At 60.1% G+C, this 15603-nt stretch carries 14 protein-coding genes; 5 read left to right on the top strand and 9 right to left on the bottom strand.

What is annotated here, in order from left to right:
* Positions 1-326 precede the first annotated feature (326 nt).
* The 6 genes from pbpG to DBR30_RS11605 form a co-directional block, all read right to left on the bottom strand.
* Positions 327-1154: a D-alanyl-D-alanine endopeptidase gene (pbpG, locus tag DBR30_RS11630; protein ID WP_108539480.1), complete on the bottom strand. Its 828-nt coding sequence runs from the start codon at positions 1152-1154 to the stop codon at positions 327-329.
* A gap of 159 nt (positions 1155-1313) precedes the next feature.
* Positions 1314-1979 carry a DedA family protein gene (locus DBR30_RS11625; protein WP_005343012.1) on the bottom strand — a complete coding sequence of 222 codons (666 nt, stop codon included), beginning with the start codon at positions 1977-1979 and terminating at the stop codon, positions 1314-1316.
* 18 nt (positions 1980-1997) lie between these two features.
* Entirely contained in the window at positions 1998-3290 is a 1293-nt protein-coding gene (locus tag DBR30_RS11620; protein WP_005336050.1) for a hemolysin family protein, read from the bottom strand.
* A 259-nt stretch (positions 3291-3549) separates the two neighbouring features.
* On the bottom strand, positions 3550-4608 hold the full coding sequence (gene ansB / locus DBR30_RS11615; RefSeq protein ID WP_108539477.1) for an L-asparaginase 2: 1059 nt from the start codon (positions 4606-4608) through the stop codon (positions 3550-3552).
* Between the two features lie 130 nt (positions 4609-4738).
* Positions 4739-4933 (bottom strand): heavy-metal-associated domain-containing protein, encoded by a 195-nt coding sequence (locus DBR30_RS11610; RefSeq protein ID WP_005357810.1) that lies wholly within the window; start codon positions 4931-4933, stop codon positions 4739-4741.
* 164 nt (positions 4934-5097) lie between these two features.
* Positions 5098-6048, bottom strand: coding sequence for an AEC family transporter (locus DBR30_RS11605; protein ID WP_108539474.1), 951 nt, complete (start codon positions 6046-6048; stop codon positions 5098-5100).
* A 135-nt stretch (positions 6049-6183) separates the two neighbouring features.
* On the opposite strand from DBR30_RS11605, the gene treR reads away from it, so the two are divergent.
* The 5 genes from treR to DBR30_RS11580 all read left to right on the top strand — a co-directional run bounded on the left by treR (position 6184) and on the right by DBR30_RS11580 (position 11394).
* Complete coding sequence (gene treR, locus DBR30_RS11600) at positions 6184-7131, top strand: trehalose operon repressor TreR (RefSeq protein ID WP_108539471.1); 948 nt, start codon at positions 6184-6186, stop codon at positions 7129-7131.
* A gap of 192 nt (positions 7132-7323) precedes the next feature.
* The gene (treB, locus tag DBR30_RS11595; RefSeq protein WP_108539468.1) at positions 7324-8754 is read left to right on the top strand and encodes a PTS trehalose transporter subunit IIBC; all 1431 of its coding nucleotides are present in this window, start codon (positions 7324-7326) and stop codon (positions 8752-8754) included.
* A gap of 66 nt (positions 8755-8820) precedes the next feature.
* Positions 8821-10482 (top strand): alpha,alpha-phosphotrehalase, encoded by a 1662-nt coding sequence (gene treC, locus DBR30_RS11590; protein ID WP_108539465.1) that lies wholly within the window; start codon positions 8821-8823, stop codon positions 10480-10482.
* A gap of 3 nt (positions 10483-10485) precedes the next feature.
* Positions 10486-11085 (top strand): sugar O-acetyltransferase, encoded by a 600-nt coding sequence (locus DBR30_RS11585; RefSeq protein WP_108539462.1) that lies wholly within the window; start codon positions 10486-10488, stop codon positions 11083-11085.
* A 120-nt stretch (positions 11086-11205) separates the two neighbouring features.
* Entirely contained in the window at positions 11206-11394 is a 189-nt protein-coding gene (locus DBR30_RS11580) for a hypothetical protein (RefSeq protein ID WP_108539459.1), read from the top strand.
* A gap of 60 nt (positions 11395-11454) precedes the next feature.
* On the opposite strand, the gene rluA is transcribed toward DBR30_RS11580, so the two are convergent.
* From rluA to DBR30_RS21375, 3 genes are all read right to left on the bottom strand, one after another.
* Positions 11455-12111 carry a bifunctional tRNA pseudouridine(32) synthase/23S rRNA pseudouridine(746) synthase RluA gene (gene rluA / locus DBR30_RS11575; protein WP_108539457.1) on the bottom strand — a complete coding sequence of 219 codons (657 nt, stop codon included), beginning with the start codon at positions 12109-12111 and terminating at the stop codon, positions 11455-11457.
* A 115-nt stretch (positions 12112-12226) separates the two neighbouring features.
* Entirely contained in the window at positions 12227-15094 is a 2868-nt protein-coding gene (gene rapA / locus DBR30_RS11570) for an RNA polymerase-associated protein RapA (protein WP_108539454.1), read from the bottom strand.
* Positions 15095-15363: 269 nt separating this feature from the next.
* Positions 15364-15603 (bottom strand): hypothetical protein (locus DBR30_RS21375; RefSeq protein WP_219927566.1); only part of this gene is annotated, 240 nt, incomplete at its 5' end.

Raw genomic sequence — 15603 nt, 5'->3', positions numbered from 1 at the left:
CGGTCGGGGCTGTTTTTATATGGGCGATATTTAGCTTTTTGGTGCGGATCCACGTGCGCTGTTGCGGGTAGATCGCCCGTTTACCTGGCTGTTCTTGTACCCATTTCTTCCCCTTTCTGTGATTGCACACAGTTCTTCTCATCGTTGCACCGCCTCACCACCCTTTGCCTCATCTATAGGCGCGCTGTATGCCAGCTGTTGCAACGGCAGATGCCGCGCAGATCATCACTCAAGGTTCGCTCATCAACATCCTGCAAAGCCTGCCTAGGCGTTCTGCGGGCAATAAAAAAGGATGCCGCAGCATCCTTTTGTGTTGAGATATTTACTCAGCTTTTCAGCCATTTGCGAATGCGGTTGGCATCGCCGATGGGGGTGCGTTTGCCCACTGAGTTGAGCAACACGATGGCGAGCTCCTGGCTATCCGGTTTGGCGCGCATCACCAGACAGCGCCCCGCTTCGTCAGTGAAGCCGGTCTTGGAGAGGCGTACGTCCCAGTCCGGGTTTTTCACCAGCGGGTTGGTGTTGTTGAACATCAGGCTGTAAGCGGGGGCGCTGAAGCGCATCTCCCGGTTCTCATCCTGAGTGAACTGACGGATCAGCGGCTGACGATAGGCGGCGGCGGCCAGCTTGCCCAGATCCTGGGCGGTAGAGACGTTGCGGGTGGAGAGGCCGGTGGAGTCGTAGAAGTGGGTATTTCGCATACCCAGCTGTCTGGCCTTGTTGTTCATGGCCCGCACGAAGGCGCTGCGACCGCCCGGATAGTGACGCGCCAGTGCTGAGGCCATCCGGTTTTCGGAGGACATCAGCGCCAGATGCAGGGCATCGCGACGGGTCACCTTGGTGCCCATACGGATGCGGGAGTGAGTGTGCTTGACCCGATCCAGATCGTTCTTGTCGACCGTGATGGTCTGGTTGAGATTCTGCTTGGCATCCAGCACCACCAGCGCTGTCATCAGCTTGGTGAGGGAGGCGATGGGACGTACCTTAGTGGCATTCTTCTGATAGAGCGTCTTGCCCGTTTTTACATCCACGACCAGGGCGCTGCTCGAGCGTACTTCCAGTTTGGCAGGGTTGGGTGCCGCGCTGACCGCAGGCAATCCCAGTATTCCCATCAACCCGACAACCAGCGCTGCTGCGCGAATCCGACACCACATACAACCGACTCCGTTCCCATCCAAAAAAAGGCGCTAGATTCACTCATTTTTACCCCGGCTTTACAAGGGCCGAGCGGGACTATTTCTGCTATTTGCGCAAAATAAGCGATCAAAAAAGCCCTCTGGCGAGGGCTTTCGGGTCGGGCGTTGGGCGAGGGGTCAATCCCGCGGCTGCGCGGCCCTGCGTTTGCTGATCCAGCGCCAGACCAGCGCCACCATGCCACCCACCAGCAGGGCCACTGGCAGATAGATGATGATGTTGAAGAACTGGGTCTGGTATTCGGCTGCCAGCTTGGTGTGGCTCAGGTAGTAGCCAAACCCGACTAGCGGGCAGATCCACATGATGGAGCTGATCAGATTGACGATGAGGAAGCGCCCCTGGGGCAGTTCGGTGGCACCCACGATATAGGGGTAGGCTGTGCGCACGAAGGCGATATAGCGCGCGGTGATCAGGGTGATGATCCCGTACTTGTCCAGCAGGTGGTAGACCTTCTGCTGGTGTCGCTCTTCCACGTGGGACATCAGCCGATGGTAGAGCTGGGTGTGGCCGAGAAAGCGCCCCTGCATGTAACCGAGCCAGGTGCCGACAAAGGTAGCCATGATCAACAGGGGGATCACCCCGAGAGACAACACATCCTGATAGATGAGTACGCCGGTGAGGATCAGCAGGCTGTCACCGGGCAGAAAGGCGGTAGGGATGAATCCGTTTTCCAGTACCAGAAACGTCAGAATCACACCACAGATCATGAAGGCCATCTTGGGATCGGAAAGTGTGTTCAGATCGTGATTCATAAAGGCGTGAGCCAGTTGGTAAAACTGCTCCATACTTGCAAACTCCGCAGGTTAGCTGGGTTGATCGGTCAAGGGCATGGCGAGCACCTTGTCGATGCGCAGGCCATCCATGTCAACAATTTCCAGTTGCCACTGTTCCAGTGTCACCAGGTCTCCGGTTTGTGGAACACGACCAAGGAGCAGCATGATAAGCCCTCCGAGGGTGTGATAGTGATGTTTTTCTTCTTCTGGCAGACGAACCAGCTCCAGACAGTCCTTCAACTCCGGCAGCGGAATGAGGCCGTCGAGCAGCCAGCTGCCGTCGGCGCGCCTGAAGGCCCAGTTGTCCTCGCCATCCTCCTGCTGGAAATCCCCCGCCAGCGCCTCCAGCAGATCCTGCTGGGTGACCAGCCCCTGCAGCTCGCCATATTCGTCCACCACCAGCGCCATCTGTTCGCTGTGGGTGCGGAAGTGGTTGAGCAGCTCGACGCCGTTGAGGGTCTCGGGCAGCAGGCTGCCCTCCTGGGTCAGGGCAGCCAGGTCGATGGGCTCCCCCTTGATATAGGCGTGCAGCACCTTGCTGACATTGATGATACCCACCAATTCTGACAGGTTGCCGTCGCAGACCGGAAAATAGCTGTGGCGATACTCCACCAGCCGCTGCAGGTTGGTCTCCAGCGGCAGAGCCAGATCCAGATAGCGGATATCGCTGCGCGGCACCATCAGGGAGGAGAGGCTGCGCTCGTCGAGACGGAAGACGTTGCGTAGCATGGTGTGTTCATGATCCTCGATTACCCCGGCTTCCGATCCTTCCACCAGCATGGCGTGGATCTCCTCCTCGGTGACGTTGGCGCTGCCATTCTGGTTGACCCGCAGCAGCCGCAGGCTGGCATTGGTAGAGGCCGACAGCAGCCAGACGAAGGGGCGGGTCAGGGTGGCGAGCCAGTGCATGGGGCGGGCCACCAGACAGGCGATGCGCTCGGCATTGAGCTGGCCAAGCCGCTTGGGCACCAGCTCCCCCACCACGATGGAGAGGTAAGTAACCACCACCACCACGATGATGGTAGCGATAAGTCCACTGCTCTTGGCGGGGAGCCCCCACTCCTGCAACCAGAGGGAGAAGGGCTGGGCCAGCAGGGATTCCCCGTAGATACCGTTGAGCAGACCTATGCTGGTAATGCCTATCTGGACGGCGGAGAGAAAATGGGTCGGGTCTTCGCCAAGTTTGAGGGCAATGGCTGCGGAGCGGTTGCCTTCAGAGGCAAGCTTGCCGAGGCGAGCCTTGCGTGCGGTGACGATGGCGATTTCTGACATGGCGAAGACGCCATTAAGCAAAATCAATCCCAGCAGGATCAATATTTCCATACAGCAACAGCACTCCTTGAGTGGATAAGATCGCTGGCAGTGTAATGAATTTGGCGGCTATGCGCTTGTGAAAGCGGGTGATCCGGCTCGCTAATTTGATGACAGCGCTCTGCGGTGGCTGAAAAAGATGGCCGGAAAAGGGAAGGTCGACTCCGTCAAACGGCGTCATGGACGAAGAGGGAGCTTGGCGAGGTGGCATGGCAGGATGGAAAAGGGCGGGAAGTCCCGCCCTTGCTCATCTCAGTTCAGAAACGCCTTATCAGAACTGCTGGAACCAGCGCTGGATCTGGGCCGGATCCTTGCTCTGGGTCAGAGAGAGCATCAGCAGCACCCGCGCTTTCTGCGGGTTGAGAGTGCCGGAGGCCACGAAGCCGTACTTGGCATCATCGATTTCGGCATCCAGGGTGGTGGCGCCGGTCGGGACGCGGGCGGAGCGCACCACGCGGATACCATCCTTGCTCGCCTGAGCCAGGGTATCGAACAGGGTATGGTAGAGGTTGCCGTTACCCACCCCGGCACTGACGATACCATCGAACTTGGCGTTCACCATCGCCTTGGCCGGCAGATCGGTGGCGTTGGCATAGCTGTAGACGATGCCCACTTGCGGCAGCTTGTCGAGCTTGCTCACGTCAAACGGCGTCTTGCTGGTGTGCAGGCGAGCCGGGCTGCGCTGGTAGTCGATCTTGCCGTTGTGGATGTAACCCAGCGGGCCGAAGTTGGGGGAGGCGAAGGTCTGCACCCCGGTGGTGTTGGTCTTGGTGACGTCACGGGCATCCAGCACTGTGTCGTTCATCGCCACCATGACGCCACGTCCCTTGGAGGCGGGGTCGGAGGCGGTCACCACGGCGTTGTAGAGGTTGAGCGGGCCATCAGCACTCATGGCGGTGGAGGGGCGCATGGCGCCAACCAGTACCACCGGCTTGTCGCTCTTGACGGTCAGATTGAGGAAGTAGGCGGTCTCTTCCATGGTGTCGGTGCCGTGGGTGATGACAATGCCATCCACGTCATCCTTGGCCAGCAGCTCGTTGACCCGTTTGGCCAGCTTGAGCCACACCTCGTCGTTCATGTCCTGGGAGCCGATCTTCACCACCTGCTCACCCTGCACATCGGCCACGTTCTTCATCTCGGGCACGGCGGCGATCAGGGTTTCGATGGCCACCTTGCCAGCCTCGTAGTTGGACTGGGTAGCGGACTGGCCAGCTCCGGCAATGGTGCCGCCGGTTGCCAGAATATGGACGTTGGGCAGGGCCATTGCCATGGGGGAGAGGGTCAGGCCGACGACGACGGCGAGCAGGGTCTTGCGGATCGGTAGGGTCATGCTGCAAATCCTTGTGGTTGGAATAATCGCAGCAAGTTTGCCCGTTTAATAACCCGGGTCTGTGATAAAACTCACCAAAAGACAGGTGAGTACAGATTTTTAACCCGTTTTATACCTCTATGGAGATAATTTAACTCGCAGAGAAACCCTTGGCTTCGATCAGGGCGATCAGCTCGGCCTTGCTCAGCTCGCTCTCAATGACGGCCTTGCTGCTGGCGAAATCGACGGTTGCGGTGGTGACCGCAGGCTGGGCCAGCAGCGCTTTTTGCAGACTGGCGGCGCAGCCACCACAGGACATGCCGGACACTGTGAGTTCGATGGTCATGGGATATCTCCTTTGTTGATGAGCGCCAGCCTAAAGCTGCCGCCTCCGGCAAGGTCAAGCCGTCAGTACATAAGACCCAGATAGTTCATCAGGATGGCTCCCTGCCGGTGTATGGGAGCCAAGGTTCGTGGTGGCGATGAGGTTGGCAGTTTCCTCGGGCAGGGTCAGTACATAAGACCGAGATAATTCATCAGAGTCGCCCCGAGGCTGGTAGTGACCAGCGAACCTAGGGTGGTGGTGGCGATGATGTTTGCTGCCAGCACGCTGTCGCCCCCCATGGCGCGGGTCATCACATAGCTGGCGGCGGCAGTCGGGGTAGCGCTGATAAGAAACAGGATGCCGAGCTCCAGATGGCTGAAGCCGAGCAGGGCCGCCCCCAGAGTGAACACCGCTGGAATGAGGCAGAGCCGCATCACGCTGGCCCAGCCGGTCAGCGCCGCCCCGCCGCGCAGGGCGCCGAGACTGAGGGAGGCGCCGGTGCAGAGCAACGCCAGCGGCAACGTCATGTTGGCGAAGTAGCCGCCAGTGGTGAGCAGCAGCTGCGGCATCTTGATGCCGAGCAGGGTAAACGGCAGGGCCGCCACGATGGCGATGATGAGCGGATTCTTGATGATGCCGAGCAGGATGGGGCGAATGCCGGTCGCCCCGCCGAGGCTGCGGGTGAGGGTGATGACCGCGAGGATGTTGTAGAGCACGGTGACCGCGCCGACGTAGAGCGCTGCCGCCCCCAGCCCCTCGTGGCCATAGGCGTTTTGCACGTAGGCGAGCCCTATGATGGCGCTGTTGCCTCGAAAGCTCCCCTGCACGAAGATGCCGCGCAGTCGCTGCTCGCCGATAAAGCGCCCCGCCAGCAGCTCCAGCACCAGATAGCTGGCGATGGTGGCGAGCAGGCCGTAACCGATAAACCAGGGGCTCGGCATGGTGGCGAAGTTGGTGCCCAGAATGCTGAGAAAGAGCAGGGCGGGCAGGGTGACCTGAAACACCAGCCGGGAGGCGGATTCGGTGAAGGGCTCCGGCAGCAGCCCCAGCCGTTTGAGCCAGATGCCGAGCAGCAGGATCACGCAGATGGGGCCTGTGATGGAGAGGGAGAAGAGCAGACTGGCCAGCAGATCCATGGTGGGCATCCTGTGCTGTGCCCACACACCCTGACGGCGGGGCAAAAGGGCATTCTAACGCCATGGGCTTGTATTCACAGGGGTTAATCACAACAATGTGGGCAATTCCACCGCCTAGCCCCTGTGAGCCAATTCATGGACAAGAAACTGACCATCCTCGATATCGCCAGACTGAGTGGCGTCGGCAAGTCGACCGTCTCCCGGGTGCTCAATCAGGATCCCAAGGTGAAGCAGGAGACCCGCGAGCGGGTGGAGCAGATCATCGCCGAGCACGGCTTCGTGCCGAGCAAGTCGGCGCGTGCCATGCGCAGCCAGAGCCAGCAGGTGGTGGGGATCATCGTCTCGCGGCTCGACTCCAGCTCGGAGAATCAGGCGGTGCGCGGCATGCTGGAGACCCTCTACCAGCGCGGCTACGATGCCGTGCTGATGGAGAGCAAGTTCTCCCCCGCCAAGGTACAGGAGCATCTGGCGGTGCTGGAGCGGCGCGGGGTGGATGGCATTATCCTGTTCGCCTTCAATGACTTGGACTATGCCGCCATGGCGCCGCTGAAAGAGAAGCTGGTGCTGGTCGCCCGTGAATATCCCGGTTTCTCCTCGGTCTGCTTTGACGACGCCGGTGCGGTGCGCACCATGCTGGCGCAACTGGCAAGCCGTGGCGCCTGCGACATCGCTTATCTGGGGGTGGATGCCTCGGATCTCACCACCGGCCAGCGCCGCCTGGATGCCTATCTTGCTTACTGCGCAGAGCAGGGGTTGTGCCCGCGCAGCGCCCTCGGCGATCTCAGCTTGCAGAGCGGCTACCGGCTGGCTGCCGAGCTGCTTACTCCCACCACCCAGGCGCTGGTCTGCGCCAGCGACACCCTCGCCATAGGTGCGGCAAAATACCTGCAAGAACAAGGGCGTAGCGAGGTGCTGGTGACCGGCCTTGGCAATAACCCCATGCTCAGCTTCCTCTTCCCCAACGCCCTCAGTCTCGATCTCGGCTACAAGGGGGCGGGCGAGCAGGCGGCGCGTCAGCTGCTCGGCCAGATTGAGCAGGCTCAGCCTCCGTTGGTGACAATCGCTCCCTGCCGAACCCTGTGAGCCCCATCACTTCCGACTGAACAAAAAGTGCGCTTTTTGTGATGCTGACCACGAATTGGGAACGTTCCCATTTCGATCTGGCCAGATTGTCGGCATGCTAAATGGGAACGATACCAAAAACGCTCCGGCCGACAGACTGGCTCAAAAGGGCGATACAGACCACTATTCAATGGCGTCACAGAGGGAAGACCCATGTCCAAGATCAACGCACAGCAGCTTGCCACCCTGATCGACAAGATCGGCGGCAAGGAGAACATCGCCACCGTCAGCCACTGCCTGACCCGGTTGCGCTTCGTCCTGAACGATCCGGCCAAGGCCGACAGCAAGGCTATCGAAACCATCCCGGCGGTGAAGGGAAGCTTCACCCAGGGCGGTCAGTTCCAGGTGGTGATCGGTAACGAGGTAGAGCAGTGGTACAAGGAGCTGACCGAACAGCTCGGCGTCAGCGGTGGCAGCAAGGAGACCGCCAAGCAGGCGGCCCGCCAGAACATGAACCCGCTGGAGCGGGGCATCTCCCATCTGGCGGAGATCTTCGTACCGTTGCTGCCCGCCATCATCACCGGCGGTCTGATCCTGGGCTTTCGCAACGTCATCGGCGACATCAAGATGTTTGACGATGGCACTCACACCCTCACCGAGATCAGCCAATTCTGGGCTCAGGTACACGCCTTCCTCTGGCTGTTGGGCGAGGCGATTTTCCACTTCCTGCCGGTCGGTGTTTGCTGGTCTGCAGTGAAGAAGATGGGTGGCTCCGAGATCCTCGGTATTGTGCTGGGGGTGACGCTGGTGTCACCGCAGTTGATGAACGCCTACGGCATTGGTCAGCAGACTCCCGAGGTGTGGGACTTCGGCCTGTTCGTGATCCAGAAGGTGGGTTATCAGGCCCAGGTCATTCCGGCGCTGCTGGCGGGTGTCTTCCTCGCCTGGGTTGAGACCAACCTCAAGCGGATCATTCCGGCCTATCTCTATCTGGTGATTGTGCCGTTTGTCTCGCTGCTGCTGGCAGTGATCGTGGCTCACGCCTTTATCGGCCCGTTCGGTCGCTGGATTGGTGATGGTGTCGGTTTCGCTGCCAAGGCTGCCATGACCGGCTCCTTCGCTCCTATCGGCGCCGCCCTGTTCGGTTTCCTCTACGCACCGCTGGTCATCACCGGCATCCACCACACCACCAACGCGGTGGATCTGCAGCTGATGCAGAGCATGGGTGGCACCCCGATCTGGCCGCTGATCGCGCTCTCCAACATTGCGCAGGCGTCTGCGGTCGTTGGCATCATTCTGATTAGCCGCAAGGAGAACGAGCGGGAGATTTCCGTGCCAGCCGCCATTTCCGCCTACCTCGGGGTGACCGAGCCGGCCATGTACGGTATCAACCTCAAGTACAAGTTCCCCATGCTGTGCGCCATGGTGGGCTCCAGCCTAGCGGCCCTCATCTGTGGCTTTGCCGGGGTGATGGCCAACGGCATCGGGGTAGGGGGCCTGCCGGGCATCCTCTCCATCCAGCCGCAATACTGGGCGGTGTTTGCCATCGCCATGCTGGTCGCCATCGTGGTGCCGGTGGTGCTGACCCTGCTGGTCTACAAACGCCAGCAAGCCGCAGGCAAGTTGGCCCAAGCCAGCGCCTGACACTGCTTATCAGGGCGACCCGCGGGTCGCCCTCTCCATTTTCTATTCGAGACAAGAGAAAGACCCATGAGCCAAACACCCTGGTGGCAGAGCGCCGTGATTTACCAGATTTACCCCAAGAGCTTTCAGGATTCCGCTGCCCGTGGCACCGGCGATCTCAAGGGGATCATGGCCCGCCTCGACTATCTCAAGACCTTGGGCGTCGATGCCCTCTGGCTGACCCCGGTTTACGTCTCCCCGCAGGTGGACAACGGCTACGACATCGCCGACTACTACGCCATCGATCCCGCCTACGGCACCATGGCTGATTTCGAGGCGCTGCTGGCCGCCGCCCACGCGCGCGATATCCGCATCGTGATGGATATAGTGGTCAACCACACCTCCACCGAGCACGCCTGGTTCAAGTCGGCGCTGGGGGATAAAAACAGCCCCTACCGCGACTACTACATCTGGCGCGATCCGGTGGATGGCGGCGTGCCCAACAACTGGCAATCCAAGTTTGGCGGCAGCGCCTGGGAGCTGGACTCTGCCACCGGTCAGTACTACCTGCACCTGTTTGCCCGCGAGCAGGCGGATCTCAACTGGGAAAATCCGGCGGTGCGCGCCGAGGTGAAAAATATCATCCACTTCTGGGCCAAGAAGGGGGTGGACGGTTTCCGCCTCGACGTCATCAACCTTATCTCAAAGGATCAGACGTTCCCGAACGACGAGATTAGCGATGGCCGCCGCTTCTATACCGACGGACCGCGCATCCACGAATTTTTGCAGGACGTGAGCCGCGACGTGTTTGCTCCTGTCGGCGCCATGACGGTGGGGGAGATGTCCTCTACTTCGCTGGAGCACTGCCAGCGCTATGGCGCCCTCGATGGCTCCGAGCTCTCCATGGTGTTCAACTTCCACCATCTGAAGGTGGATTACCCCAACGGCGACAAGTGGACCAAGGCGCCGTTCGATTTCCTCGGACTCAAGCACATCTTCAGCCACTGGCAGACCGGCATGCACGGCAAGGGGTGGTCGGCGCTGTTCTGGTGTAACCACGATCAGCCACGCATCGTCTCCCGTTTCGGCGATGAGGGCGAGCATAGAGTCGTGGCCGCCAAGATGCTGGCCAGCACGCTGCACGGTCTGCAAGGCACCCCCTACATCTATCAGGGGGAGGAGATTGGCATGACCAACCCCGGCTATCAGCGCATCGATGACTATCAGGATGTGGAGAGCCGCAACATCTTCGCCATCAAGCAGGCGGAAGGGATGAGCGAGGCCGAGATCCTCGCCATTCTCGGTGCCAAGTCCCGCGACAACTCGCGCACCCCGATGCAGTGGAGCGCAGCGGCCAATGCAGGTTTCACCAGCGGGACGCCCTGGCTCAAGCCTGCTGCCAACTATCCCGAGATCAACGCCGAGGCGGCGCTGGCCGACCAGCACTCGGTGTTCTGGCACTATCGGGATCTCATCGCCATTCGCAAGGCGCACCCCATCTTCACTGTGGGGGATTATCAGGAGCTACTGGCCGGGCACCCGCAGATCTGGGCCTATGCCCGCCGTGCCAACGGTCAGACCCTGCTGGTGGTGAGCAACTTCTACGGCGAGCCGGTGGAGTTTGCCTTGCCTGCCGAGCTGCAAAGTGGGCAAGGTCGGCTGCTGCTCGGCAACTACCCGGATAGCCCGGCCCAACCGCAATCGGGTATGCTGCGCCCTTATGAATCCCTGATCTGGCTGATGGAGTAGGTAATGGAGAAGGTGGTGCGCGGTACCGAGTGGCAGAAGATGGCTGCGGGGAAGCCCTATGACGCGGCTGACCCCGAGCTCAAAGCGGCACGTGAGCGCTGCCGAAGGCTTTATCACACCTTCAACACCTGCTGGCAGGAGAAACCAGCGCGGGATGCTTTGCTGCACGAGCTGCTCGGTGGCCGCGGCCAGGAGTGTGCCATCAATCCGCCATTCTTCTGCGACTATGGTGCCAACATCTTCGTCGGCGAGAACTTCTACGCCAACGTAGGCTGCACCATCCTCGACGTCTGCGAGGTGCACATCGGCGACAACGTGCTGCTGGCGCCCGGGGTGCAGATCTACACCGCCGCTCACCCGGTGGCGGTGGTGCCACGTATCAAGGGTGTCGAGTTCGGCAAGCCGGTGCGGATCGGTCACAACGTCTGGATTGGCGGCAGCGTCGTCATCTGCCCCGGCGTCACCATCGGTGACAACAGCGTCATCGGTGCCGGTTCGGTGGTGACCAAAGATGTGCCCGCCAACGTGGTGGCGGCTGGCAACCCTTGCAAGGTGCTTCGGCCGATGACGGCACAGGAGCTTGAAGGCGTCATCCAGCGGTGAACAGGGACCATGAACGCTATTGCTATCTGATTGATAGAAAAGCGACTTTCAGATTGTTTTGCATTCAGTGCTTATGTTCGGGGCCGCTTGGTCGATACTGTTGAGTGCAGGAGGAACCCTATGGATATATCAAGTTCTGCAAATGCGTCGTTTGGTTCTGCTCTGATGACGGCCAGTCTGGCCAAGAAACAGCAGACCCAAGAGGGCGAAGCTGCGCTGAAGCTGCTGCAAAACGCAGCGCAATCAGCGCCGGTTGCACCGACATCGGCCAACGCTTCTCTGGGAAGCAAGATCGATATTCGCGTCTGACCCTAATGAAAAAGCCCCCATCTCGCGATGGGGGCTTTTTTATCTCTGCGATTTGCGGGATCAGACCGGGAAAGGAGCCGGCGCCTCGAAGGTCATCCGCTCGCCACTGCGGGGGTGGCTGATGGTCAACATGGCCGCATGCAGGTAGAGATGGGGCGCAGCCGCCAGCGCATCCGGATGGGCATAGAGGTTGTCACCCAGGATCGGGTGCCCCAGCTCCAGCATATGGACGCGCAACTGGTGCGAGCGACCTGTGATGGGGGTCAACTTGATCAGACTGTTGCCGTTCTCCACCTTCAGTTTCTGCCACAGGGTCAGGGCGTGACGCCCCTCTTCGTGGTCAACTTTCTGTTTCGGGCGGTTGGGCCAGTCGACGCAGAGCGGTAGATCTACCTGACCCGACTCTGCCTCCGGCTCACCCCACACCCAGGCGATGTAGTGCTTCTCGGTCTCCCGCTCGCGAAATTGCCGACTCAGCTCCCGATGAGAGTTGGGATTGAGAGGAATGACGATGACGCCAGTGGTGGACATGTCGAGGCGATGAGCTGCCGCCGCCTTGGGGTGCTGTTGTTTCACCCGATGCAGGACGCTGTCTTCATTCTCGGGGCCGCGCCCGGGGACGCTTAGCAGGCCAGTGGGCTTGTTGACCACCATGATGTCCTTGTCCTTGAACAGGATATCGAGCCAGGGTTCCAGAGGCGGTGAGTATTCAAACATAAATGTCTCGCATCAGAAGGTGGGGGCAAGCCCCCATCAGTTATGGGTAACCACGACAAAGCGGCCTTGGGTATCCAGTTTGAGCTGGGTCTGGCCGCTGTCGGTCGGTACCTTGTCAGTTATGGGTGACCACGATAAAGCGGATGGCATCCAGCTTGAGTTGGGTCTGATCGATCAGGTGGTGCAATTCTGCCTGCAGATTGCGCAGATAATCCAGTTCGCTGTCGCGCACGTTCGGGTTGACTGCCTTGAGCACTTCCAGACGATCCAGATCCTGCTGCAGGGTCTGCGCCATCTGGGCGCGGGCCTTGTCGACAATCCCGGCTTTCAGCTCTTCGGCAATGGCCTGGCCCTGGCCAATCAGACCGTGGATCACCGGTTGGGATGCAGTCACGAGCTTGCTGCCGAGGTGGCGATTGACCGGCGTCAGCTGGCGGTTGAAGGCATCGAACGCCACTTTCTCACCCAGATTCTGGCCATTCTTGTCCATCAGCAGACGGATCGGTGTCGGCGGCATGAAGCGGTAGAGCTGGGGATGGGCCGCAGACTCGGCAACGAAGATCAGCTCAAGCAGGATGGAGCCGATGGGCAGTGCCTTGTTCTTGAGCAGTGCGACCGAGGTGGCACCGATCTCGGAGCCCAGGATCAGGTCGATACCGCCGCGCATCATGGGGTGATCCCAGGAGAGCAGCGCCATGTCATCCCGCGACAGGGCAGTGTTGCGATCGAAGGTGATGGTCATGCCGTCTTGCGGCAGGCCCGGGAAGCTGGAGACCAGCATGTGATCCCCGGGGGTCAGCACCAGCGCGTTCTCACCTCTGTCGTCCTGATTGACGCCGATCTCGTCGAACATCTTGAGAGCGAAGGAGATCATGCCGGTGTCGTCATCTTCGGCGGCCAGCTTGTCGACCAACTGCTGGGCGGCGGCGCCACCGCTGGAGTGGATCTCCAGCAGGCGATCGCGGCCCTGCTCCAGCCGAGCCTTGAGCGGCTCGTGCAGTTCGCGGGTCTTGACCAGCAGGGCGTCGAGGGCTGCCTGATCGCCGGTGTTGGCGGCCAGCAGCTCGAACAGCTCTTCACGTACCGCTTCGAATACCGGGCGGGCAGTCGGGCAGGTCTGCTCGAACGCGTCCAGACCATCGTGATACCAGAGCTGCAGGGCGCGCTGGGCAGTCCCTTCCAGATAGGGAACGTGGATCTCGACGGTATTCTGCTGACCGATACGATCCAGTCGGCCGATACGCTGCTCCAGCAGATCCGGGTTGAGGGGCAGATCGAACAGCACCAGATGGCTGGCAAACTGGAAGTTGCGACCCTCTGAACCGATCTCGGAGCAGAGCAGCACCTGGGCGCCACCCTCTTGCTGGGCGAAATAGGCGGAGGCCTTGTCCCGCTCGAGGATCGACATCCCTTCGTGGAACACGGCACCACGGATCCCTTCACGGGTACGCAGCGCCTCTTCCAGCGCGATGGCAGTCGCCGCTTCGGAGCAGATCACCAGCACCTTCTGCTGACGGGCTGAGAGCAGCAGCTCCAGCAACCATTCGACGCGCGGGTCAAACTGGGTCCAGGTGGCGTTGTCGCCTTCGAACTGCTGGAAGATCTTCTCGGGGTAGAGGTAGCGCAGGGCGCGGGTCTGCAGATCGCCACCATTGCCACCCATCATGCCCATCACCTTGATGGCTGTCTTGTACTGCTCCGGCAGCGGCATGGGGTAGACGTTGAGGTGACGCTCGGGGAAGCCCTGAATATTGGCGCGGCTGTTACGGAACAGCACCCGGCCGGTGCCGTGCTGGTCCAGCAGCTTGGCGACCGCCTGCTGGCGGGCGGCTGCATCGCTCAAGTCCAACCCTTCCAGCTGGCTGGCGAGGATCTGTCTGGCTTCATCGCTCAGGGTCTCGCCTTCCAGCAGCTCTTGTGCGGCGCTGGCGACCTGACCATAGGCCTGCTCCTCGGCGAGGAAGGCCTCGTAGTCGTAGAAACGTTCGGGATCGAGCAGGCGCAGACGAGCAAAGTGGCTCTGGTGACCCAGCTGATCCGGGGTCGCAGTCAGCAGCAGCACGCCCGGCACCTGTTCGGCCAGCGCTTCCACCATCTCATAGGCACGGCTCGGCGCCTCTTCACTCCACTCCAGATGGTGGGCTTCGTCGACAACCAGCAGATCCCACTCGGCTTCCAGCACTTGCTCGAAGCGACGACGCTTCTTGCGCAGGAAGTCGAGGCTGCAGATCACCAGTTGTTCGGTCTCGAAGGGGTTCTCCGCATCGGCAAACGCCTCGATGCAGCGCTCCTCATCAAACAGGGCGAAATGCAGGTTGAAGCGGCGCAGCATTTCGACCAGCCATTGGTGCTGCAAGGTTTCGGGCAGCAGAATGAGTACGCGATGGGCGCGGCCGGAGAGCAGTTGCTGATGAATGATCATGCCCGCTTCGATGGTCTTGCCCAGACCCACCTCGTCAGCCAGCAGTACGCGCGGAGCGTAGCGGTGACCCACCTCGTGGGCGATATAGAGCTGGTGCGGGATCAGGCTGACCCGGCCACCGGCCAGACCGCGAGTCGGGTTGCGACGACGCTGGTGCTGGTTGACCAGCGCCTCGTAGCGCAGGGTGAAGCGGGACATCCGATCGATCTGACCGGCGAACAGGCGATCCTGCGGCTTGTTGAACTTGATAAAGTTGTTGAGAAACACTTCCTTGAGGGCAACGGGCTCATCATTGTCGGTGCGCACACCTACATATATAAGCAGGCCGTCTTTCTCCTGCACTTCTTCGACCGTCATGGTCCAGTCTTCGTGACTGGTGATCTGATCGCCCACATTGAAGCTGACCCGGGTGACCGGCGCCTCTTCTTTGGCATACATGCGGTTTTCACCGGTAGCCGGAAACAACAGGGTAACCATGCGTCCTTCAACAGCAACGACAGTCCCCAACCCCAGATCCGTCTCTGTATCACTAATCCAACGCTGGCCAAGTGCAAAAGGCATTAAACTCTCCAAAGCCCAAGAGTGTGTGAATCGCAAAGGGGCGCTATGTTACCCGAAGGCGTGACCTCGATCACCATGCATATAGATGTAGAGAGACCAAATCGCCACAACCTTGATCTGCTACCACCGCCACGCCATCTAGAGGATAGCGAGCTCGCCAAACGGATGTGTTATTGCAGGATAAATGCGCTTTTGGGGTGATTAGTGAACGGTTGAACCAAAAATGCGAATTTAATTCGAAAACACCCTTGCAAGCGTGATCCAGATCCCTATAATGCGCCTCCATCGACAGGGCAAGCGGCAACGCAAACAACCTCGTCGATAACCTCGAAAAGCCTTTGAAAATAAGGCTTGACTCGAGAAGGCGGTTGAGTAGAATTCCACTCCCGCAGCAACACACTGTTGCGTCGCTCTTTAAAAATTTGAATCAAGCAATCTGTGTGGGCACTCACAGCATCGAACATCAAAAACAATTTTTGATTTTCAATGTCTGGTGAAGTGACCAAGAC

The organism is Aeromonas sp. HMWF017, from assembly GCF_003061465.1.
Lineage (GTDB): Bacteria > Pseudomonadota > Gammaproteobacteria > Enterobacterales > Aeromonadaceae > Aeromonas > Aeromonas veronii.
This window is presented reverse-complemented; position numbering and strand designations above follow the sequence as displayed.

Excerpts from the sequence above, each read along its gene's own strand:
- treB (WP_108539468.1), top strand. The coding sequence starts at position 7,324 with ATGTCCAAGATCAACGCACAGCAGCTTGCCACCCTGATCGACAAGATC.
- DBR30_RS11580 (WP_108539459.1), top strand. The coding sequence starts at position 11,206 with ATGGATATATCAAGTTCTGCAAATGCGTCGTTTGGTTCTGCTCTGATG.
- rapA (WP_108539454.1), bottom strand. The coding sequence starts at position 15,094 with ATGCCTTTTGCACTTGGCCAGCGTTGGATTAGTGATACAGAGACGGAT.
- pbpG (WP_108539480.1), bottom strand. The coding sequence starts at position 1,154 with ATGTGGTGTCGGATTCGCGCAGCAGCGCTGGTTGTCGGGTTGATGGGA.
- treC (WP_108539465.1), top strand. The coding sequence starts at position 8,821 with ATGAGCCAAACACCCTGGTGGCAGAGCGCCGTGATTTACCAGATTTAC.
- rluA (WP_108539457.1), bottom strand. The coding sequence starts at position 12,111 with ATGTTTGAATACTCACCGCCTCTGGAACCCTGGCTCGATATCCTGTTC.
- treR (WP_108539471.1), top strand. The coding sequence starts at position 6,184 with ATGGACAAGAAACTGACCATCCTCGATATCGCCAGACTGAGTGGCGTC.
- DBR30_RS11605 (WP_108539474.1), bottom strand. The coding sequence starts at position 6,048 with ATGGATCTGCTGGCCAGTCTGCTCTTCTCCCTCTCCATCACAGGCCCC.
- DBR30_RS11585 (WP_108539462.1), top strand. The coding sequence starts at position 10,486 with ATGGAGAAGGTGGTGCGCGGTACCGAGTGGCAGAAGATGGCTGCGGGG.
- DBR30_RS11620 (WP_005336050.1), bottom strand. The coding sequence starts at position 3,290 with ATGGAAATATTGATCCTGCTGGGATTGATTTTGCTTAATGGCGTCTTC.
- DBR30_RS11625 (WP_005343012.1), bottom strand. The coding sequence starts at position 1,979 with ATGGAGCAGTTTTACCAACTGGCTCACGCCTTTATGAATCACGATCTG.
- DBR30_RS11610 (WP_005357810.1), bottom strand. The coding sequence starts at position 4,933 with ATGACCATCGAACTCACAGTGTCCGGCATGTCCTGTGGTGGCTGCGCC.
- ansB (WP_108539477.1), bottom strand. The coding sequence starts at position 4,608 with ATGACCCTACCGATCCGCAAGACCCTGCTCGCCGTCGTCGTCGGCCTG.